This is a genomic window from Pseudomonas sp. DWP3-1-3b3, assembly GCF_049896305.1.
In the GTDB taxonomy this organism is placed as follows: domain Bacteria; phylum Pseudomonadota; class Gammaproteobacteria; order Pseudomonadales; family Pseudomonadaceae; genus Aquipseudomonas; species Aquipseudomonas azotoformans_A.
In genome coordinates, this window is the sequence record NZ_JAFCUA010000001.1 from 50048 (window position 1) to 68730 (window position 18683).

At 62.3% G+C, this 18683-nt stretch carries 18 protein-coding genes, 2 tRNA genes and 1 pseudogene; 5 read left to right on the forward strand and 16 right to left on the reverse strand.

Annotation, left to right across the window (positions count from 1 at the left end; all coding sequences use genetic code 11):
- Positions 1 to 4 precede the first annotated feature (4 nt).
- Positions 5 to 80 (reverse strand) — tRNA-Gly (locus ACP7BX_RS00250).
- Between the two features lie 3 nt (positions 81 to 83).
- Positions 84 to 159, reverse strand: a tRNA-Glu gene (locus ACP7BX_RS00255).
- A 360-nt stretch (positions 160 to 519) separates the two neighbouring features.
- Between ACP7BX_RS00255 and ACP7BX_RS00260 the strand changes: the two genes are divergently transcribed.
- Positions 520 to 1290, forward strand: a complete 771-nt coding sequence (locus ACP7BX_RS00260) for a hypothetical protein (RefSeq protein WP_177053333.1) — start codon at positions 520 to 522, stop codon at positions 1288 to 1290.
- Between the two features lie 116 nt (positions 1291 to 1406).
- Positions 1407 to 2219 carry an alpha/beta fold hydrolase gene (locus ACP7BX_RS00265; protein WP_426130361.1) on the forward strand — a complete coding sequence of 271 codons (813 nt, stop codon included), beginning with the start codon at positions 1407 to 1409 and terminating at the stop codon, positions 2217 to 2219.
- Between the two features lie 36 nt (positions 2220 to 2255).
- Here ACP7BX_RS00265 and ACP7BX_RS00270 read toward each other — a convergent pair whose 3' ends face one another.
- The 4 genes and pseudogenes from ACP7BX_RS00270 to ACP7BX_RS00285 all read right to left on the reverse strand — a co-directional run bounded on the left by ACP7BX_RS00270 (position 2256) and on the right by ACP7BX_RS00285 (position 6716).
- Positions 2256 to 3137, reverse strand: a complete 882-nt coding sequence (locus ACP7BX_RS00270; RefSeq protein ID WP_426130508.1) for a methyl-accepting chemotaxis protein — start codon at positions 3135 to 3137, stop codon at positions 2256 to 2258.
- Positions 3114 to 4223 (reverse strand): annotated as a pseudogene (locus tag ACP7BX_RS00275) (HAMP domain-containing protein); the annotation flags it as partial. The pseudogene ACP7BX_RS00275 and the gene ACP7BX_RS00270, both read right to left, overlap by 24 nt.
- Before the next feature lie 114 nt (positions 4224 to 4337).
- Positions 4338 to 5750 (reverse strand): PLP-dependent aminotransferase family protein, encoded by a 1413-nt coding sequence (locus tag ACP7BX_RS00280; protein ID WP_426130363.1) that lies wholly within the window; start codon positions 5748 to 5750, stop codon positions 4338 to 4340.
- Between the two features lie 204 nt (positions 5751 to 5954).
- Positions 5955 to 6716: an SDR family oxidoreductase gene (locus ACP7BX_RS00285; RefSeq protein WP_033897656.1), complete on the reverse strand. Its 762-nt coding sequence runs from the start codon at positions 6714 to 6716 to the stop codon at positions 5955 to 5957.
- 229 nt (positions 6717 to 6945) lie between these two features.
- Between ACP7BX_RS00285 and ACP7BX_RS00290 the strand changes: the two genes are divergently transcribed.
- Complete coding sequence (locus ACP7BX_RS00290; protein ID WP_177113624.1) at positions 6946 to 7953, forward strand: NADP-dependent oxidoreductase; 1008 nt, start codon at positions 6946 to 6948, stop codon at positions 7951 to 7953.
- Positions 7954 to 8022: 69 nt separating this feature from the next.
- Here the strand turns inward: ACP7BX_RS00290 and pyrF are convergent, their stop codons facing one another.
- Positions 8023 to 8721 carry an orotidine-5'-phosphate decarboxylase gene (pyrF, locus tag ACP7BX_RS00295; protein ID WP_010211681.1) on the reverse strand — a complete coding sequence of 233 codons (699 nt, stop codon included), beginning with the start codon at positions 8719 to 8721 and terminating at the stop codon, positions 8023 to 8025.
- Positions 8722 to 8981: 260 nt separating this feature from the next.
- On the opposite strand from pyrF, the gene ACP7BX_RS00300 reads away from it, so the two are divergent.
- Complete coding sequence (locus ACP7BX_RS00300) at positions 8982 to 9746, forward strand: response regulator (RefSeq protein WP_033897703.1); 765 nt, start codon at positions 8982 to 8984, stop codon at positions 9744 to 9746.
- Positions 9746 to 10780: a sensor histidine kinase gene (locus ACP7BX_RS00305; RefSeq protein ID WP_426130366.1), complete on the forward strand. Its 1035-nt coding sequence runs from the start codon at positions 9746 to 9748 to the stop codon at positions 10778 to 10780. Before ACP7BX_RS00300 ends, ACP7BX_RS00305 begins: the two co-directional genes overlap by 1 nt.
- Here ACP7BX_RS00305 and ACP7BX_RS00310 read toward each other — a convergent pair.
- From ACP7BX_RS00310 to ACP7BX_RS00350, 9 genes are all read right to left on the reverse strand, one after another.
- Positions 10777 to 11838 carry an AI-2E family transporter gene (locus tag ACP7BX_RS00310; protein WP_033897653.1) on the reverse strand — a complete coding sequence of 354 codons (1062 nt, stop codon included), beginning with the start codon at positions 11836 to 11838 and terminating at the stop codon, positions 10777 to 10779. The two genes, ACP7BX_RS00305 and ACP7BX_RS00310, sit on opposite strands and share 4 nt — an antisense overlap.
- Positions 11839 to 11910: 72 nt before the next feature.
- Positions 11911 to 12729, reverse strand: a complete 819-nt coding sequence (locus ACP7BX_RS00315; RefSeq protein WP_426130368.1) for a DUF4892 domain-containing protein — start codon at positions 12727 to 12729, stop codon at positions 11911 to 11913.
- Positions 12730 to 12831: 102 nt separating this feature from the next.
- Entirely contained in the window at positions 12832 to 13686 is an 855-nt protein-coding gene (locus ACP7BX_RS00320; protein ID WP_314534278.1) for an alpha/beta hydrolase, read from the reverse strand.
- Positions 13683 to 14486, reverse strand: a complete 804-nt coding sequence (locus ACP7BX_RS00325; protein WP_033897650.1) for an alpha/beta fold hydrolase — start codon at positions 14484 to 14486, stop codon at positions 13683 to 13685. Before ACP7BX_RS00325 ends, ACP7BX_RS00320 begins: the two co-directional genes overlap by 4 nt.
- Before the next feature lie 97 nt (positions 14487 to 14583).
- A complete protein-coding gene (locus ACP7BX_RS00330) occupies positions 14584 to 15027 on the reverse strand; it encodes a hotdog fold thioesterase (RefSeq protein ID WP_038843957.1) in 444 nt (147 codons plus the stop codon).
- 31 nt (positions 15028 to 15058) lie between these two features.
- Positions 15059 to 16708 (reverse strand): AMP-binding protein, encoded by a 1650-nt coding sequence (locus tag ACP7BX_RS00335; protein ID WP_426130371.1) that lies wholly within the window; start codon positions 16706 to 16708, stop codon positions 15059 to 15061.
- Positions 16709 to 16793: 85 nt separating this feature from the next.
- On the reverse strand, positions 16794 to 17243 hold the full coding sequence (gene sixA / locus ACP7BX_RS00340; protein WP_426130373.1) for a phosphohistidine phosphatase SixA: 450 nt from the start codon (positions 17241 to 17243) through the stop codon (positions 16794 to 16796).
- The gene (locus ACP7BX_RS00345) at positions 17240 to 17587 is read right to left on the reverse strand and encodes a DUF4389 domain-containing protein (protein ID WP_314534274.1); all 348 of its coding nucleotides are present in this window, start codon (positions 17585 to 17587) and stop codon (positions 17240 to 17242) included. The genes sixA and ACP7BX_RS00345 overlap by 4 nt, the downstream gene beginning before the upstream one ends.
- Positions 17588 to 17597: 10 nt before the next feature.
- Positions 17598 to 18623: an NAD(P)H-dependent glycerol-3-phosphate dehydrogenase gene (locus ACP7BX_RS00350; RefSeq protein ID WP_269133346.1), complete on the reverse strand. Its 1026-nt coding sequence runs from the start codon at positions 18621 to 18623 to the stop codon at positions 17598 to 17600.
- Between the last annotated feature and the right edge of the window lie 60 nt (positions 18624 to 18683).

Consider the following 18683-nt stretch of genomic DNA (forward strand, 5'->3'; position numbering starts at 1 on the left):
AACTTGGAGCGGGAAACGAGACTCGAACTCGCGACCCCGACCTTGGCAAGGTCGTGCTCTACCAACTGAGCTATTCCCGCAAATGGCGTCCCCTAGGGGACTCGAACCCCTGTTACCGCCGTGAAAGGGCGGTGTCCTAGGCCACTAGACGAAGGGGACACACGTACAACATTCACTACCTAACCGCGTTTCGCTGTGTGCTTTACGCGTTAAGTGGCGCGCATTCTATGGATGGATTGAAAGGTCGTCAACCCCCAAGGATAAATTTATTAAAATCAATGACTTCGACCTGCTTTCAGGGCCTGCGGGCGAATTGTGCGCGTCCGGGCTTTGACGCCTATATTCTGGCGCCCGACAAGGCGCTATAGTTCGCTCCGGCAAATGATGGCAATGTGCATCCATGCAGGGAGCGCCTATCTATATAGAAGCAAACTACCTGGGCAACTGGTCGATCAGTCCTATCCGCCGGATGGCCCAGTCACTACACTCCACTGTAAACCCTATAAAGAGGTCACACCGGTGACACCACTCATGATCACCCTGCTGGTAATAGCCGGGATCGTAATACTGATAGCCATTGGCTACATGAACCACGTGGTGGAAAACAACAAGCTGGAAAAGAAGCGCACCGAGATCGAGCTTAATGATCGCCTGCGTCGCTGCGGTGAAATCACCGAGACCTTCCCCGGCCAGTTGATGACCCCGGCGCTCAAACTGTTGATGACTCGCCTGGAACTCAACGTCAACCAGCGCCTGTTGAACCTCAACAAAGGCAGCGCACCGCTGAAGGCCCGCATCACCGAGCTGAATACGCTGGTGGCCCAGGGCGAATCGATCCCGGTGAACAACCCGCCCGCGCCGATCCAGACCGAAGCCAAGGCCAAGGACGTGCGTTTCCTGCTCGAAGCCCTGCACGGCCAGGTCACCCGCGCCGCACAGGACGGTTTCCTGCCGGCCAACGAGGCCAAGCACTGGATCCGTGAAATCCGCCATATCCTGGTGTTGCTGCACATCGAGTTCTTCAACAACCTCGGCCAGCACGCCCTGCAACAAGGCCAGCCAGGCCAGGCACGCCTGGCGTTCGAGCGCGGCGTGCAGTACCTGCGTAAACAGCCAGAGCCGGTGATCTACAGCGCACAGCTGCAACACCTGGAAGCCCAGCTGGCCCGTGCCAACTCCACGGTGCTGACCAACAGCAAGCCGGCCGAAGACGAGGTCAACGAACTGACCGAAGGCCTCAAAGTGGTGGACACCGACGCCGAGTGGAAGAAGAAAGTCATCTACGATTGATTGGCCCTCCCCCCTGTGGCGAACCCGGTTCGCCACATGCCATCACTTTGCATCTATCCCCCCGCCCCCGACTAGCGTAAAAAGTGCCCCTTACTCCGTGAAGTCAGAGGCCCGCTATGCCTGTCGCCGTCATTGATGGACAACCGCTGCACTACGTAGACCAAGGCACCGGCCCGGTCGTCCTGCTGGGTTCAAGTTACCTGTGGGACGCCGGCATGTGGGCGCCGCAGATCGAAGCCCTGTCGCAACAGTACCGGGTGATCGTGCCGGAGCTATGGGGCCACGGTGAATCCGGCCCGTTGCCCGCGCAAACCCATTCCCTGGACGACCTCGCGCGCCAAACCCTGGCCCTGCTCGACCAGTTGGACATCCCGCAGATCAACCTGGTGGGGCTCTCGGTTGGCGGTATGTGGGGCGCACGCCTGGCGCTGCTGGCCCCCGAGCGAATCAACAGCCTGGTGCTGATGGACACCTACCTGGGCGCCGAGCCCGAGGCCACGCGCCAGTACTACTTTTCGCTGTTCAAGATGATCGAAGACGCCGGTGTCATCCCCGAGCCGCTGCTGGATGTGGTCGCGCCGATCTTCTTCCGTCCGGGTATCGACCGCGAATCAGCGCTGTACCAGGATTTCCGCCGGCAATTGCAGGGCTACTCCAAGGAGCGCCTGTTGCAGAGCATCGTGCCCCTGGGTCGGCTGATCTTCAGTCGCGAAGACGTGCTGGAGCAACTGCCGCGCCTGGACGCCGACACCACCTTGCTGATGTGCGGCGAGCAGGACAAACCGCGCCCTCCCGCCGAGTCCGAGGAAATGGCGGGCCTGATCGGTTGCAGCCTGATCCTGATTCCGGAAGCCGGCCATATCAGCGCCAGGGAAAACCCGGACTTCGTCAACGAAGCCCTGCTGACCTTCCTCGCCAACAACGCGTGACCGCCCTCCCCTGTGGTCGTCGCACTCACGCGGCGATCACAGGCGGAAGTGCCCCACCATGCCCTTGAGTTCCGCGCCCAACTGCGCCAGTTGAATACTCGACGCGGCGTTGCCCTGCATGCTCAGCGCCGACTGATCGGCACTGGCACGGATACTGGTGACGCTGCGGTTGATCTCTTCGGCCACCGAGCTTTGCTCCTCAGCCGCCGCGGCAATCTGCTGGTTCATCTGCTGGATCAACGACACCGCCACCGCAATGCTGCCCAAGGCACTTTCGGTTTCCAGCGCATCGCTTACCGCCAGCTTCACCAACTCGCCACTTTGCTGGATCTGCTGCACCGAGGACTGGGCCGCGCTGCGCAAGGTGCTGACCAGTCGCTCGATCTCCTCGGTAGATTGCTGGGTACGCTTGGCCAGGGCCCGTACTTCGTCAGCGACCACCGCAAAACCACGGCCCTGCTCGCCAGCGCGGGCGGCTTCGATGGCGGCGTTGAGGGCCAGCAGGTTGGTCTGTTCGGCCACGCTCTTGATCACACTTAACACGCTGCCGATGTGCTGAATTTCCGCGCTCAAGCTCTCGATGCTGGCGCTGGCAGAGGTGCTGGATGTGGCCAGCAATTCAATACGCTGCAAACTCTGGCGCACCACCTGCTGGCCGCTGTCGACTTTGTCATCGGCGGTCTGTGCGGCTTGCGCGGCCTCTTCGGCGTTGCGCGCCACATCGTGCACGGTGGCGGTCATCTGGTTCATCGCCGTGGCAACCTGTTCGGTTTCTTCTTTCTGGCTGCTGACCTCGACGTTGGTCTGCTCGGTGACGCTGGACAATGAATGCGCCGAACTGGCCAGTTGCTCGATACCGGCTTGCAGGCCGCTGACCATCTGGCTAAGCCCATTACCCATCTGTTGCATCGCCTGCATCAACTGGCCGATTTCATCACGACGGCTGACCTCCATACGTCCGCTCAAATCGCCGGCGGCAATCTGCTGGGCCACCGCAATCACACTGCGCAGCGGCGCAACGATCAAACGGGTGATCACCCACGCCGCAATCAACCCCACCAACAACGCCAAAGCCGAAGAGCCGATGATCAACATCGCGCTTTTCTTCAACTGCGCCTGCATCGACTGGTCTTCGGCGTCGTAGGCCTGGTTGACCCGACTGACGACCTCACCCGCCCGATCATGCAGCTGCTTGTAGACCACCTTTTCCTGGGCTAGCAGGCCGGTGTACTCGCCGAGCTTTTCACTGAATGCGGCGATATGCCCGGCCACTTCGTTGAGCACGGTCTGGTAGCCGGAATCCTTGACTGCGGTTTTTAGTTGCTCGACCTGGGCGAGAGCCTGGTCGGCTTGCTCGATCTTGCCCTGCTCACCGTTGTCCTCATCGACTTTTCGGCTCTGGTTCAGGCGTACATGGGCTTCATTCATGGCCTGCAGCATCAGGCGCGACACCTGGCTGACCTGCCCCGCCTGCTCGATAAACTCAGCGCCTTCCTTGCCCTGGCTTTCCTTCAAGCCATAAGCGCCGTCATCCGCCAGCCCGGCCTGCAACACGTCAAGGTTGTTGGCCACGCTGGACACCGACCAACTGGCCATTTCCAACGCCAGGTCTTTGGTTTGGGTCAGTTCGACAAACTCATCGAACGCCTTGCGGTAGGCGGCCAAGGCCTGTTCGACATCGGTCATGACCGGCACGTTGGCCGCCGACTGGGCCTTGAGACTGGCCGCAAGCGCCGCCAAGGCATCAACGCTTTCATGCAGGGCATCGACGGCTTTGGGGTCGGCGTGCAAGGCGTAGTCCTGCTCGATCAGGCGCACCTTGAGCAAGCCGCTGTTAAGCGACGACATGGCCTTGAGGCCTTCGAAACGCTGGCCAACGGTTTGCAGGGACCACACCCCGATCGCCGCGACCAAGGCCGTCAACAGCAATACCAGGGTGAAACCCAAGCCCAGCTTTTTTGCCATACCAAGGTTGGCGAATTGTCGTTGCACGGCCGAAATCATTGCACTTGAATCCTCTTGCAATGGCGGTTGCCATCGAGCCCGGTTTACACAGGCGAGATTCGCAACCACAAGGCACTGAACACAAGTCGTTGGCGCCACAATAATGGCAAAAAGCTACACGTTCGTCGTTTTCAGAATGGTCGAGGTCGATCTGGCGGGCCCCATGGCGCGGAACAACGCCAAGGCCCGTTGATCATCGGCATAGGCCACATTGATGCGCAGCCACTCACTGGGCTCGCTGGTTGGGCTGAACAGCGCCCCCGGCGACAACAAAACCCCGAGCCGCCGGGCACATACCTGTAACCGCGATGAGTCCCGTGCCCCTGGTCGCGCCCACACGAACATACCGCCGGCAGGCGCGGTGAACACCTCCCACTCCTCGTCCTCCAGCACCTGCAGCGTAGCCGTCATTTGCGCATTCAACCGCTTGCGCAAGCGCTGTACCCATTTGCGATAAGTGCCATTGGCCAGCAGCGTGGCCACCACCGCCTCGGCAAAACGTGAGGTGCCGAAACCGGTCAGGGTCTTGAGGCTGGCCAACTGCGTGATGATCGCGGTGCTGGCGCTCAGGTAACCCACGCGCAAGGCACTGCTCAAGGTCTTGGAAAAGCTGGCGACATAGATCACCCGATCATCATGGGGCAACGCCGATAGACGCGTGCAACTGGCATGTTGCAAGTCACCGAAGACATCCTCTTCGATGATCAGGAAGTTGTCGCGCCGCGCCAGCGCCAGCAAGCGCTCGGCCACCGCACGGCTCAGGCTGGAGCCGGTGGGGTTGTGATATAGGCTATTAATGAACAGGCACTTGGGCCGGTGCCGCTGCAGCAGCGCTTCCAGCGCCGGAACGTCCGGGCCCGCAGGGGTTCGCGGCACGTGCAGCAGTTGCACACCGTGGAATGCCAATTGCCTATAGAGGTTGGCGTACCCTGGCGTTTCGACCACCACGCAGTCGCCGGCCTTGAGCAAGGTGCGTATCAGCAAGTCCTGGGCATGGCTCGCGCCCGCCGTGGTGAGGATACGGTCCTGGTGGGCCGCAATGTGGATTCGGCTCAGCCGCTTGAGCAGTTGCTCGCGCAGCGCCGGCAACCCCAGCGGCGTGCTGTAGTTGAACAGGCCGGCGGTGTCGGTACGGGTGACTTCACGAATCGCATAACTGATGTCATCGCTTTCACGCCAGGCATCGGGCAACCAGCCGCAGCCCAACTTCAGCTCTCCCAGTGGACTATCGACAAAGCCGCCCCATTCCCGCTCGGCGCCTTCGTACCACTGGCCCTCATGCAAGGCCGGTGGCTGAGCCACGCTGAAACCCGAGCCCGGCTTGGAAACCAGCACACCCTGGGCGACCATCCGCTCGAACGCCTCGATCACGCTGGATTGGCTGAGCAGGTTATCGAGGGCCACCTGTCGAATGGACGGTAAGCGTGTGCCAGGGCTCACCCCACTTGTGCGAATCCATTGCGCCACTGCGCTGATGATTTGCTGCACCACCGGTACCAGGGCTTGTCGATCGATCCCTAAATCCATGCGCCACTCACTTCAACTGTCTGTTACTCAACCCAGAACAGTTAAGCACAGAAGCGCATTTCGGCCGCTCGCCAAGTTTTATTAAAGTATTGATTTTATTAGATTATTTACCTTCTGATACACATTCTGACAGGGCACGGTGCCAGCTATGGAAACGCCCCACAGCCCCCCCAAACCTTTTCGAATGAAGGGCGGCGTGAGGTCCTAGATAGCGGTCGCACCACCGTCCACCGCCAAGGCTTGACCCGTGGTAAAGGCCGCGCCGTCGCTGCACAGATAAAGCACCGCACTGGCGATTTCCTCAACCTTGCCGATGCGCCCGACCGGGTGCATGGCGGCGGCAAATTCAGCCTTGCGGGGGTCGGCTTCATAGGCGCGCCGGAACATATCGGTATCGATCACCGCTGGGCAGACTGCGTTGACGCGGATTTTCTTCTTCGCATACTCGATGGCCGCCGATTTGGTCAGGCCGATCACCGCATGTTTGGAGGCCGCATAAATGCTCATCTTCGGCGCCGCTCCCAGGCCCGCGACCGAGGCGGTGTTAACAATGGCGCCGCCGCCCTGGGCCAGCAACAGCGGCAACTGGTGCTTCATGCACAACCACACGCCCTTGACGTTGACGCCCATGATCGCGTCGAACTCATCCAGGCTGCCGTCGGCCAGCTTGCCCTTTTCGATCTCGATCCCGGCGTTATTGAAGGCGTAGTCCAGGCGACCGTAGGCGGCAATGGTCTGGGCCATCAATTGCTGCACATCCGCCTCCAGCGTGACGTTGCAGCGCACGAACAACGCTTCACCGCCAGCCTGGTGGATCAGGGCGACAGTGCCTTCACCGCCCGCCACGTCCAGGTCGGCCACTACCACCTTCAAGCCTTCGGCGGCGAACGCCAGCGCGGTAGCGCGGCCGATGCCAGCGGCGGCGCCAGTTACCAGGGCGACCTGGCCGGAAAACGTCATGCTCATAGAAGATGTCCTGTGGGAGAAATTAGCCGTGGGTCGAGTCTAGCCAACGCCGCGTCGCACGCGTCAGCACTATCAAACCGCCGGTTGGCGTCGCATGGATTGCAGTGATAGAAGGCACCTGACGACTATCAGCAACGCCTATCGACCGCCATTCGCACCCTCGGTGAACCTTGCCCCCGGCGCGTTCAAGGTCTATCACTTCAGGTTCATTTCCAGAAGAGTCGCTGCCATGACCGCCCAGACCAACCGCCAATTCCTGCTCGCCAAGCGCCCGGTCGGCGCAGCCACCCGGGACACCTTCACTTACCAGGAAGTCCCAGTGGGCACGCCCCAGGATGGCCAGGTGCTGGTGCGCAACGAATACCTGTCCCTCGACCCGGCCATGCGCGGCTGGATGAATGAAGGCAAGTCCTACATTCCGCCGGTCGGTATTGGCGAAGTCATGCGCGCGCTGGGCGTGGGCAAGGTAATTGCGTCGAACAACCCGAAGTTCGCCGTCGGCGACTACGTCAATGGCGCGCTGGGCGTGCAGGATTATTTCCTGGGCGAGCCACGTGGTTTCTACAAGGTTGATCCGAAGCTCGCGCCGTTGCCGCGCTACCTGTCCGCCCTGGGCATGACCGGCATGACCGCCTACTTTGCGCTGCTGGAAACGGGTGCACCCAAGGCCGGCGAAACCGTGGTGATCTCCGGCGCAGCCGGTGCCGTGGGCAGCATTGCCGGGCAGATCGCCAAGCTCAAGGGTTGCCGCGTAGTGGGCATTGCCGGCGGCGCCGACAAGTGCAAGTTCCTGGTGGACGAATTGGGCTTCGACGCCGCCATCGACTACAAAAGCGAAGACGTGCCCGCTGCCCTCAAGCGCGAGTGCCCCAAAGGCGTCGACGTGTATTTCGATAACGTCGGCGGCGATATTCTCGACGCCGTCCTCAGCCGTCTGGCATTGAAAGCCCGCGTGGTCATCTGCGGCGCCATCAGCCAATACAACAACAAGGAAGCCGTGAAGGGCCCGGCCAACTACTTGTCACTGCTGGTCAATCGTGCGCGCATGGAAGGCTTTGTAGTCATGGATCACGCCGCAGGCTTTGCCGCTGCTGGCCAGGAAATGGCCGGCTGGATGGCCCAGGGCAAGCTCAAGAGCAAGGAAGATATTGTGGAGGGGCTGGAGACGTTCCCGGAGACGCTGATGAAGCTGTTCAACGGCGAGAACTTTGGCAAGTTGGTACTGAAGGTCAACTGACACACTGTGGATCGAATTGTGGGAGCGGGCTTGCTCGCTCCCACATTTGTTACCAGATTCGACCTGATATCAGGCGATCTCGGCAACCACTGCCGCCAACGCCTTGGCCGGATCCGCCGCCTGACTGATCGGCCGCCCGATCACCAGGTAATCAGAACCCGCGTCCAGCGCCTGACGCGGCGTCAGAATACGGCGCTGGTCATCCTGTGCGCTGCCCGCCGGACGAATCCCCGGCGTCACCAGTTGCAGCGACGGGTGTGCCGTCTTCAGTGCCTGGGCTTCCAGCGCGGAACACACCAGGCCATCGAGACCGGCTTTCTGCGCCAAGGCAGCCAAGCGCAACACTTGCTCCTGGGGCTCGATATCCAGACCAATACCAGCCAAGTCTTCACGTTCCATGCTGGTGAGCACAGTCACGCCGATCAACAAAGGCTTGGGCCCGCTGCGCTGTTCCAGCACCTCCCGGCAAGCACTCATCATGCGCAGGCCACCGGAGCAATGCACGTTGACCATCCACACGCCCATTTCGGCAGCGGCCTTGACCGCCATGGCGGTGGTGTTGGGGATATCGTGGAATTTCAGGTCGAGGAACACCTCGAAGCCTTTATCACGCAAGGTGCCGACGATTTCCGCCGCGCAACTGGTGAACAATTCCTTGCCGACCTTGACCCGGCAAAGCTTCGGGTCCAACTGGTCAGCCAGCTTCAGTGCGGCGTCACGAGTGGGGTAATCCAGGGCGACGATGATAGGAGTCTGGCAGACGGACATTGGAATGGGCTCTCAGGCAAGTCGAAATCGGCGCGGATTGTAGCGCAAGCGGCGCCGTTGCGGGATCCGATGATCGGTAAATACTGACCAAGCGCCATCGGGCGGGCATTTTCAGGTAATTATTTCAAAGCTGATACATTCACGACATGCCCCCAACACGCCCCACGGCTAGCCTCGCTCGCACGACCCACCGACCAGCACTTCCAGCCATGGGGCTGGACGCCTATGCTGACCGCAACGACCAGGCAGATGATCGCATTATGCAGACCCCTTCCGTCTCTTTGAACGACGAGCAAAAAGGCGCGGTGATCGCCGATGACAAGCGCTGGAACACCCGTGCGCTGATCGTTGACGACGATGTGCCGATCCGCGAACTGCTGATCGACTACCTCGCCCGCTTCGGCATCCTGGCCACTGGCGTCACCGACGGCACCGCCATGCGCCAGGCCATGCAGGCTGAAACCTTCGATGTGGTGGTGCTCGACCTGATGTTGCCCGGTGAAGACGGCCTGTCGCTGTGCCGCTGGCTGCGCGCGGAGTCGGACATTCCGATCCTGATGCTCACCGCCCGCTGCGAGCCGACGGACCGCATCATCGGCCTGGAGCTGGGCGCTGACGACTATATGTCCAAGCCGTTCGAGCCGCGTGAGCTGGTAGCGCGGATCCAGACCATCCTGCGCCGTGTACGCGATGACCGCACCGAACAGCGCGCCAACATCCGCTTCGACACCTGGCGCCTCAACAGCGTGTTACGCCAACTGGTGGCCGACGATGGCCTGGTGGTGCCGCTGTCCAACGCGGAATTCCGCCTGCTGTGGGTGTTCATCGAGCGTCCGCGCCGGGTGTTGAGCCGCGAACAATTGCTGGATGCCGCCCGTGGGCGCTCCATTGAAGCCTTTGATCGCAGCATCGACTTGCTGGTGTCGCGCCTGCGGCAAAAACTCGGGGACGATCCCAAGGCCCCGCAACTGATCAAGACCGTGCGCGGCGAAGGCTACCTGTTCGATGCGCGGGATATCGGTTGATGCGCAACACCTTCAACACGCTGTTCGGTCGACTGTTTGGCGTGTTGCTGGTGGCGATTGTGCTGGCCCACGTGCTGGCAATCTCCTGGTTTCGTTATTACGGCCCGCCCCCACCGCCGCCCCAGGAAACCTTTGTCGAACAGCCCGACGGCACGATGAAGCTCTTGCCCAAGCACAAACGTCCGTGGTTTGGCGGCCCGGTGGTGCCGCTGACGTTCCAGTTCATCTCGTTGATCATCGCCGCCTGGTACGGCGCCAAGCTGCTGAGCCGCCCGATCCAGCGCCTGAGCGAAGCCGCCGAACGCCTGAGCCTGGACCTCGACAGCCCGCCCCTCGACGAGTCGGGACCGCGTGAGGCACGGCAGGCCGCGTCGACCTTCAACCTGATGCAACGGCGCATTCGCGAACAGGTCAGCCAACGCGCGCGCATGCTCGGCGCGGTCTCCCATGACCTGCGCACCCCGCTCTCGCGCCTCAAGCTGCGCCTGGAACAGATCGAAGACACCAAGCTGCAAGGCCAGATGCGCCAGGACCTGGACGATATGATCGGCATGCTCGACGCCACCCTGAGCTACCTGCACGAACAACGCACCAGCGAAACCCGGCACTGGCTCGACGTGCAGGCGCTGGTCGAGTCCATGAGCGAAAACGCCCAGGACCAAGGCTGCGACGTACAATTCGCCGGCACCTGCGCGCCGCTGCAGGTGCAGCCGATGGCCTTGCGTTCGTGCCTCAACAACCTGATCGACAATGCCCTGCGCTATGCCGGTACGGCACGCATTGAGCTGGCAGACAGCCGCGAGGCCTTGGTGATCCGCGTGATCGATCACGGCCCTGGCATTGCCGCCGACAAGCGTGAGGCGGTGTTCGAGCCGTTCTATCGGCTGGAAGGCTCACGCAATCGCAACTCCGGCGGGGTCGGCCTGGGCATGACGATTTCCAAGGAAGCCGCCGAACGCCTCGGCGGTCGACTGCACCTGGAAGAAACCCCCGGCGGTGGCTTGACCGCCGTGATGTGGTTGCCCAGGGCTTAAAGCGGTTTGTCTTCCCGACGGCCTTGGGCCTGGGTCGCGCTCCAATCCATCAACAGGCTGTAGGCCACCGCCAGCAGGGTCGGGCCGATAAACAGGCCGATGAACCCAAACGCAATCAAACCGCCGAACACGCCGAGCAACACGATCACCAGCGGCAGGTTGCCGCCACGGCTGATCAGGTAGGGCTTGAGCACGTTGTCCACGCCGCTGATGATGAAGGTGCCCCACACGCCGAGGAACACCGCGTAGGTGTAATCACCCTTCCACGCCAGCCAGGCCGTGGCCGGGATCCACACCAGCGGTGGGCCCATGGGGATCAGGCTGAGCAGGAAGGTGACGATACCCAGCACCAATGCACCCGGCACGCCGGCGATCCAGAAGCCGATCAACGCCAACAGCGCTTGGGCGGCGGCGGTGCCGATCACGCCGTTGACCACCCGTTGCACGGTGCCGGCCACCAGTTCGATGTAGTAACCGGCGCGATCGCCGATCAAGCGTTCCAGCAGGCGGTGCACGAAGACCGCCAGGCGCGGCCCATCCCGGTAGAAGAAGAACACGAACACCAGGCTCAACGTCAGCTCAAGGATGCCTCCGCCGATCTGCGCGCTGCGCGCCAGCAACCAATTACCCACCTGCCCCAGATAGGGCTTGATGCTGACCATCAAGGCTGCGCCCTGTTGGTCGATGCTGTCCCACATCGCCACCAGCCGTTCGCCCACGAACGGGATCGAACCCAGCCACGTCGGCGCCTCGGGCAAACCGTCGACCTGAATATCCTTGATCAAGCCCACGGCATCACGCACATGATCCGCCAGGTTGAAGCCCAGCCACACCAGCGGCACTGCCACCAGCAACATCCAGCCTAGCGTCAGAATGCCCGCTGCCAGGGATTCCCGGCCGCCCAACCAACGGGTCAGCAGGCGCATCACCGGCCAACTGGCAAACGCCAGCACCGCGCCCCAGAACAGCGCCGACCAGAACGGCGCCATCACCCAGAAGCTGGCACCGAACAGCACCAGCAGCAGGATTTGCACCAGTAGGCGATCGTTATTGAGCATGTAGGATCTCGAAAGGAAGACTGTAGGAAGACAGCTTAGGCGAACGGCACGGGTCCGTTCGCCCTGTTACGCCTAGCGTATCAGATGCAGGTGTAGGCCTTTGGCGTCACCTGTGCCGGTTTCCATGCGTGCAGCGCGCACGCCCTTGTCGACCAACGCCTGGCGCCAGGCTTCGGCGGTTGGGCCGGTCAAGCTGACGCGCAACGTGGCATCCAGGTTCAGCCCACGGGAAATCAGGGTCAGCCAGGTGTCGTCAGGCTCGCCGCCCAATGCAGGGAAATCCAGCTCGCCGGTGCTTTTCAATTCCCGCAGCAGGGTCGCTGAGGTGGGCAGCAGGTCGGCCAGCGGCACGTTGGCGTCCAACTGTTCTACGTGCAGGTAGGCACGGCGGTTGCCACGGGTGATGCCGTACAGCGCCACCAGGGAGTTTTCCTGAGGAGCCGCGAGGCGCAGCAGCAGGTATTCCTGCTGCCCGTCGGCACCGACCAGCTTGGCGTTGCCGAACACTTCATTGGCCCACAGGCTGCTTTCACCGCAATCGCGCGCCTGACACCAGAACAACAACTGCGCGCCCTTCTCCTGCAAGGCTTCACGCGTCGCCTTGAACGCGGCGCTGGAGCTGTGCTCGGCGGGCAGTTCATAGGTGATGGCGGTGGTTTGGCCACGGGCGGTGGCCTGGCCTTCATAACGCAACTGGCCGCTGATCTTGCGGATCGCGCCCATGGGGTAGATGCGTTCTTTTTCTTCGGCGGGGCGGTAGTCGACGATTTGCGAATCGACCTGACGGGCCACGGTGGGCAGGTCCTGGCTGCCCGGTACGTCGGCGGCGAATACCAGTGGGCTCAAAAGGCTCAAGCCCAGGATACGGATACATCCGTTACGCACGCTCATAAGATCAACGAGCCCTGGCCATCGGAGGTCGCAGCGGTGTTGAGTTTGTTCATGGTTGACTCCCTTTCAATCCGCCCAGCCTCGGCAGTTGACCGCCCCAAGTCAAGGCGCGGAGAAGAACCGATTGAAACAGTCTGCAACAAGGACCGCGCCGGACTCATCATTCAGGTGTAAATGATGGCCGCCTGGCAGCGTGGTGACCGTAAAGGGCAGATGGGAAAGCAATTCGGAATGTTTCGCCAACATGCCGTCGGCAGCGACCACCAACTGGGTAGGACAACTCACCCGTCGCACGAAAGCCATCGCCTGTTCTTCAGTCAGACGAACCGGCGAAGCCAGGGTCAGACGGCTGTCTGTGCGCCAAGTGTAACCGCCCGGCACCGGCATCAAACCGCGCTGGGCCAGGAGTTCGGCGGCTTCGCGGCTGACCGCCACCACGCCTTTCATGCGAGCCTCGACCGCTCGATCCAGGGTGTTGTAGACCGGCTTGCGCTTGTCTTGCAGGTTCAACTGCGCCTGCAAGGCCATGCCCAGTCGCTCGGCGGCGTTCTCGCCGCTGGCGGTGGGCGGGATCACACCGTCGATCAATCCCAGGTGTGTCACGCGCTCCGGCAACGCACCGGCCAGCACCAGGGACACGATGGCACCGAGGGAATGGCCAAGTAATGCAAAACGTTTCCAACCCAGTTGCTCAGCCACTTGCAGCACGTCAAAGACGTAATCCCACAAGGCATATCCGGCCCCGGTAGGACGGTGCGCCGAATGCCCATGCCCGGCCATATCCAATGCAACGATGCGCAGGCCCTGAAGTTTCGGCGCCAGCCGCGCAAAGCTGTTGGCGTTGTCCAGCCAGCCATGCAGGGCAATCACCGGCAAGCCGTCCTCGGGCCCGAACAGATGGGCCGCCAGCTCGATATGGGGCAGGCTCAGGCGCACTTCTTCGACCGGGGTGCTCATGCGCAACTGCGCTCGCGGGCTTCCCAGCGGGAGAACAGGTTCTTGATCAAGGTCGCGGTGTCTTGGGGCCGTTCAAGAGGAAACATGTGGCCGCCGGGCATGGTGAGCATTTCGCCCATGGGCAGGCGCCCGACGCCGCTGGCGTGGTGACGCATCACCACCCGGCTCTGCCGGCCGCGCACCACCGCCAACGGCACCTTCAGCTGGCGCACTTGGCCGGGGCTGGTGTGGGGCACGCCACGGTAGATGCTGATTTCGGTGGCCGGATCGAAGCGCAGGCGCAGGCGATCGCCCACTTGCAGCAGGCCGTGTTGCAGGTAGGCGTCGAAGCATTCGGGGTCAAAGCCACGGAACAGGGTCTTGCCGGCGAAGTAGCTGCGCGCGGCGTCCAGGTCGCTGAACTCCTCCCGACGGCCCAAGGTGCGCCCGGCCGGGGTCAGGCGGTCGATAAACCCGAAGCGCTTGGCCGCGCGGATCACCCAACGGTCGGCGCGGGTCAGCACCGGTGAATCCAGCATCACCACCCCGCGGTACAACTGCGGGCAACGCATGGCCGCGTGCAGGTGCAACACACCACCGAGGGAATGGCCCACACCCCACACCGGTTCCGGTTGCTGCTCCAGGTGGTGGATCAATTCGTCCACCAGGTTCTGCCAGTTGTCGTCCACCGGAAACCTCGGGTCGTGACCGTGCTGCGGCAGGTGTGCCACCGCATATTCCGGGGCCAGGGCGGCGAACAACTTGCCGTAGGTGGCCGAGGGAAAGCCATTGGCGTGGGCAAAAAACACGTGCTGCGACATACCGGATCCATCTACAAAAACAGAGATTGATTGTCACCATGCCCGGCCGGCACAGCAATGACTGTAACTGCCAGGAATGATGACACTCACGCCACGCCTATCGCGCCGGTGGGTTCTCGCCCAGCGGCACCACGGCCATGGTCAGGCGCGACACACAACTGGCCTTGCCCTCATCATTGGTCAGGCGGATGTCCCAGACCTGGGTGGTGCGGCCAATATGCACAGCCTTGGCCACCGCCGTCACCCGCCCGCTGCGCACACCGCGCAGGTGGTTGGCGTTGACCTCCAGGCCCACGCAATAAAACTTGCTCGGGTCGATGCACAAGTAGGCCGCCATGGAGCCAACGCTCTCGGCCAACACCACCGAGGCGCCGCCATGCAGCAAGCCGTAGGGCTGATGGGTGCGATGGTCGACCACCATGCTCGCGGTCAGGGAATCGTCGTCGAAGCGTTCAAAACGGATGTCCAGCAGTTCACCGATGGTGTTTTTCTGGATCGCGTTGAGTTGGTCGATATTCGGTTGGGTGCGCCACAGGCTCATGGAGAGTGTCCTTATTGGTTTTATTACGATCCTAATCCTGCCACAGAACGGTTTCGGAACGCTCGCTCCATGTCTGGAAATATTCGCCGTAAACCGATTCGATCACGTTGCGCTTGATCTTCAAGGTCGGCGTCAGGAAGCCGTTTTCCACCGCCCAGTTGTCTTTGACCACCACCAATTGGCGCAGGCGTTCATGCTTATCCAGCGCTTGGTTGACCTGTTCCAACCAGCGCTCCAGGCTGGCACGCAGGGCTGGCGAGTCGTCCCCACCCGCCGACAACACGCACAAGCCTATCGGCGCGATCAGTCCCTCGCCCACCACGCACACCTGCTCGATACGCGGATGCTCGGCCAAGCGGTTTTCAATCGGCGCCGGCGCCACGTATTTGCCTTTGCTGGTCTTGAAGATTTCCTTGAGTCGGCCGGTCAGGCGCAGACGCCCCTCGGCGTCCTGCTCGCCTTTGTCGCCCGTGCGCAGGAAGCCGTCGGCGGTGATGGTTTCGGCAGTTTTCTGCGGGTCCTTGAAGTAGCCGAGCATGGTCGCGCCGCTGCGCACCTGCACTTCCCCCGCTGGGTCGATACGCACGTCCACACCGGGGCACGGCAAGCCGATCCAGCCGAGGGTCTGCTGGCCGGGGCGGCACACATGGGAGTAGCCGCAACTTTCGGTCATGCCATACACCTCAAGCACATCCAGGCCCAGGCGTTGATACCAGCGCAGCAACGCCTCAGGCACAGGCGCCGCTCCCGAAAGCGCGATACGCAACGCGTCCAGGCCCAGGCCGGCGAGCACCTTGTGGCCCACGTGTTTGCCGATGAAGGGCAGGCGCAGCAAGGTATCCAGGCGTTTCGCGGGGATTTTGGCGTAGACGCCCAGCTGGAATTTGGTCCAGATGCGCGGTACGCCAAACAGCGCGGTCGGACGCGCCCTACGCAGGTCTGTCAGAAAGGTTTCCAGGCTTTCGGCGAAAAATACCGTTTGCCCGGTGTAGATCGAGGCCATTTCCACAAACATCCGTTCCGCCACATGGCACAGCGGCAGGTAGGACAACAAACGGTCACCCTCGCCCAGGCCAAACAACTCGGTGCCACGGGTGGCGGAAAACCCCAGCGCGCCGAAGCTGTGCATCACGCCTTTGGGCAGGCCGGTAGTGCCGGAGGTATAAATGATGGTCGCCAGGTCCGAGGCGACCGGCGCCGGGGCATCCTGGATCGGAGAACAGGCTTGCAGGTCAGCCCAACTGAAATCGAACTCTCCCGCTGGGCATAACGGCAGGCTGATGGTCGGCACATCCGCAGGCACGCCGGGCGCCATGGCTGGCCAATCATCAAGCTTGCCGGTAATCACCAGCGCCGCCTCGGAATGGGTCAGCACATGTGCGACGGAATCAGCGGTAAGGTTGGGGTACAGCGGCACCGAGACATGCCCGGCCATCCAGATCGCCAGGTCGGCGATGATCCAGTGCGCACAATTTTTCGAAATCAGCGCGATGTGCGCGCCCTGGGGCAGCTCCCGGGCGCGCAACCAGTGCGCGGCGCAGCGGGCCTGGTGGCCGACGTCGCCCCAGGTGAGGCTTTGCACCTGGCCACCGCCCACCGGCTGCACCAGAAAGGTTTTGCGCGGATGTCGCGCTTCACGTTCGTAGAAGACCTGCAACGGCAAACGAAAAGCGACGGGCATGGGACGCGCTCCTTTGTGGTCCGACGATAGCCAACCAAGCACTTGCTTGGTTGACTATATAGCACACACAAAGCCGCGATAATGCCTACGGATTCTTCACGCTGACCAGGCTCATCAACCCCGCCAGCGGGAAATCCCCTTCCAGTTCCGCCAGGCTGGCGGTGTGCATCGGCTCCGGCTGGCGCTGGTGACCGTGCTGCAGAAAGCTGATCAGGCTGCCCACCAACGGCTGGTGGCTGACCAGCAACACATTGTCATCGGTGTCGAGCTGTTCCAGCACCTGCAACGGGTTGCCCTCGGGGGTCAGCCACGGCACCGTGCGGATCTCCGGCTCGAAGCCCAGCGCATCACGCACCAGGTGTGCGGTCTGCTGCGCCCGCACATAGGGGCTGGCGATGATCGCGCTGAGGGGCTGGCCGATCAGGTGCGCAGCACTGCGCAACACTTCGCCACGGCCATGCTCGGTGAGGTTGCGTTCGGCATCGGTGCGCGCGTGCCCTTCGGCCTCGCCGTGGCGCAGGATCCACAGCTTCACAGTTTCGGCTCTTCATCACGCACCGGGTGCGGCGCCGGCGGCACGCTGTGGGCGACTTCGCCCTCGGGTGCGCGCGGAGTCGGCCAGTCAGCGAACGGCCACGGTTTCTGCTCGGTGTGGAAGCTGCCGAAACGGCCGATCTGCGCCAGGAACTGGCTGAGGCTGTCGCCAAAGTTCATCAGGCCCAGGTTCGGGGCGCCGTAGACCAGACGGTAGATCAGTTGCACCACCACCAGCGCGCCGAGCAGGAACTGCGCCACTTGCCACACCAGGGCAAACACCAGCATCCACAGGATGCGCAGGGCAATGGATTCGTACTTGGGGGCTGCTTTCGGATCGTTCATGACGCGTTCCTCAGTTGAAACCACTGGTGGAAATAAAGTCGACATCGGTCTTGGGCTCGGCACGCATCAGCAACTCGATGACCTGGTTCAAGGTGCGCCCTTCAAACAGGATCGCGTGCAACCCGGCGACCAGCGGCATATACACGCCGACTTCCTGGGCCTTGGCCTTGAGCACCTTGAGGGTATTGACCCCTTCGGCGACTTCGCCCAGGCGGGTCACTGCGTCTTCCAGGCTCAGGCCCTGGCCAAGGGCAAACCCGACCTGGTAGTTGCGGCTTTTCGGCGAGGAGCAGGTGACGATCAAGTCGCCCACGCCTGCCAGCCCCAGGAAGGTCATCGGGTTGGCGCCCTGGTTCACCGCAAAACGGGTCATCTCGGCCAGGGCGCGGGTGATCAGCATGCTCTTGGTGTTTTCGCCCATGCCCAGCGCCACGGCCATGCCGGCGATGATCGCGTAGACGTTTTTCAGCGCACCGCCCAGCTCCACGCCAAAACGGTCGCTGCTGGCGTAGACGCGGAACGTACGGCCATGCAGCACGGCCTGGACGCGTTCGCAGAGTGCCTCATCTTCACTGGCGACCACCGTGGCGGTCAGCGCGTGTTCGGCCACTTCCCGTGCCAGGTTCGGCCCGGACAGCACGCCAATGCGCGCCTGGGGAGCGATTTCTTCGAGGATTTCGCTCATCAGCTTGAAGGTCTGCGCCTCGATGCCCTTGGTCAGGCTGACCAGCAGCTTGCCGGCCAGACGCTCGGCGTGGGGCGCCAGCACCGAGCGCAAGGCGCTGGAGGGCAACGCGACGAAGCACAGGTCGCACGCTGTGAGGGTTTCCAGCAGGTCGGTGACCGGCTCGACCGCAGGATGAATCTTGATGCCTTTGAGGTAACGCGGATTTTCCCGGTGCACCCGAATGGCCTCGGCCTGTTCGGGGTCGCGCATCCACTGGCGCACAGCGTGGCCGTTCTCGGCCAGCAGGTTTGCCACGGCGGTACCAAAACTTCCGCCTCCCAGGACCGCAATAGGGCGCTGTTCAGTCATATGCAATCCGTTAATCCATACCAGTGGCGATGGCGGCATTATACGGGCCGACCCGCTGGC

Bases quoted from the DNA above. Each gene is read 5' to 3' on its own strand.
- ACP7BX_RS00310 (WP_033897653.1), bottom strand. From the start codon at position 11,838: ATGCTCAATAACGATCGCCTACTGGTGCAAATCCTGCTGCTGGTGCTG.
- pyrF (WP_010211681.1), bottom strand. From the start codon at position 8,721: ATGTCCGTCTGCCAGACTCCTATCATCGTCGCCCTGGATTACCCCACT.
- ACP7BX_RS00285 (WP_033897656.1), bottom strand. From the start codon at position 6,716: ATGAGCATGACGTTTTCCGGCCAGGTCGCCCTGGTAACTGGCGCCGCC.
- ACP7BX_RS00290 (WP_177113624.1), top strand. From the start codon at position 6,946: ATGACCGCCCAGACCAACCGCCAATTCCTGCTCGCCAAGCGCCCGGTC.
- ACP7BX_RS00300 (WP_033897703.1), top strand. From the start codon at position 8,982: ATGCAGACCCCTTCCGTCTCTTTGAACGACGAGCAAAAAGGCGCGGTG.
- ACP7BX_RS00335 (WP_426130371.1), bottom strand. From the start codon at position 16,708: ATGCCCGTCGCTTTTCGTTTGCCGTTGCAGGTCTTCTACGAACGTGAA.
- ACP7BX_RS00320 (WP_314534278.1), bottom strand. From the start codon at position 13,686: ATGAGCACCCCGGTCGAAGAAGTGCGCCTGAGCCTGCCCCATATCGAG.
- ACP7BX_RS00315 (WP_426130368.1), bottom strand. From the start codon at position 12,729: ATGAGCGTGCGTAACGGATGTATCCGTATCCTGGGCTTGAGCCTTTTG.
- ACP7BX_RS00265 (WP_426130361.1), top strand. From the start codon at position 1,407: ATGCCTGTCGCCGTCATTGATGGACAACCGCTGCACTACGTAGACCAA.
- ACP7BX_RS00270 (WP_426130508.1), bottom strand. From the start codon at position 3,137: ATGCAGGCGATGCAACAGATGGGTAATGGGCTTAGCCAGATGGTCAGC.
- ACP7BX_RS00305 (WP_426130366.1), top strand. From the start codon at position 9,746: ATGCGCAACACCTTCAACACGCTGTTCGGTCGACTGTTTGGCGTGTTG.
- ACP7BX_RS00350 (WP_269133346.1), bottom strand. From the start codon at position 18,623: ATGACTGAACAGCGCCCTATTGCGGTCCTGGGAGGCGGAAGTTTTGGT.
- ACP7BX_RS00345 (WP_314534274.1), bottom strand. From the start codon at position 17,587: ATGAACGATCCGAAAGCAGCCCCCAAGTACGAATCCATTGCCCTGCGC.
- ACP7BX_RS00325 (WP_033897650.1), bottom strand. From the start codon at position 14,486: ATGTCGCAGCACGTGTTTTTTGCCCACGCCAATGGCTTTCCCTCGGCC.
- ACP7BX_RS00280 (WP_426130363.1), bottom strand. From the start codon at position 5,750: ATGGATTTAGGGATCGATCGACAAGCCCTGGTACCGGTGGTGCAGCAA.
- ACP7BX_RS00330 (WP_038843957.1), bottom strand. From the start codon at position 15,027: ATGAGCCTGTGGCGCACCCAACCGAATATCGACCAACTCAACGCGATC.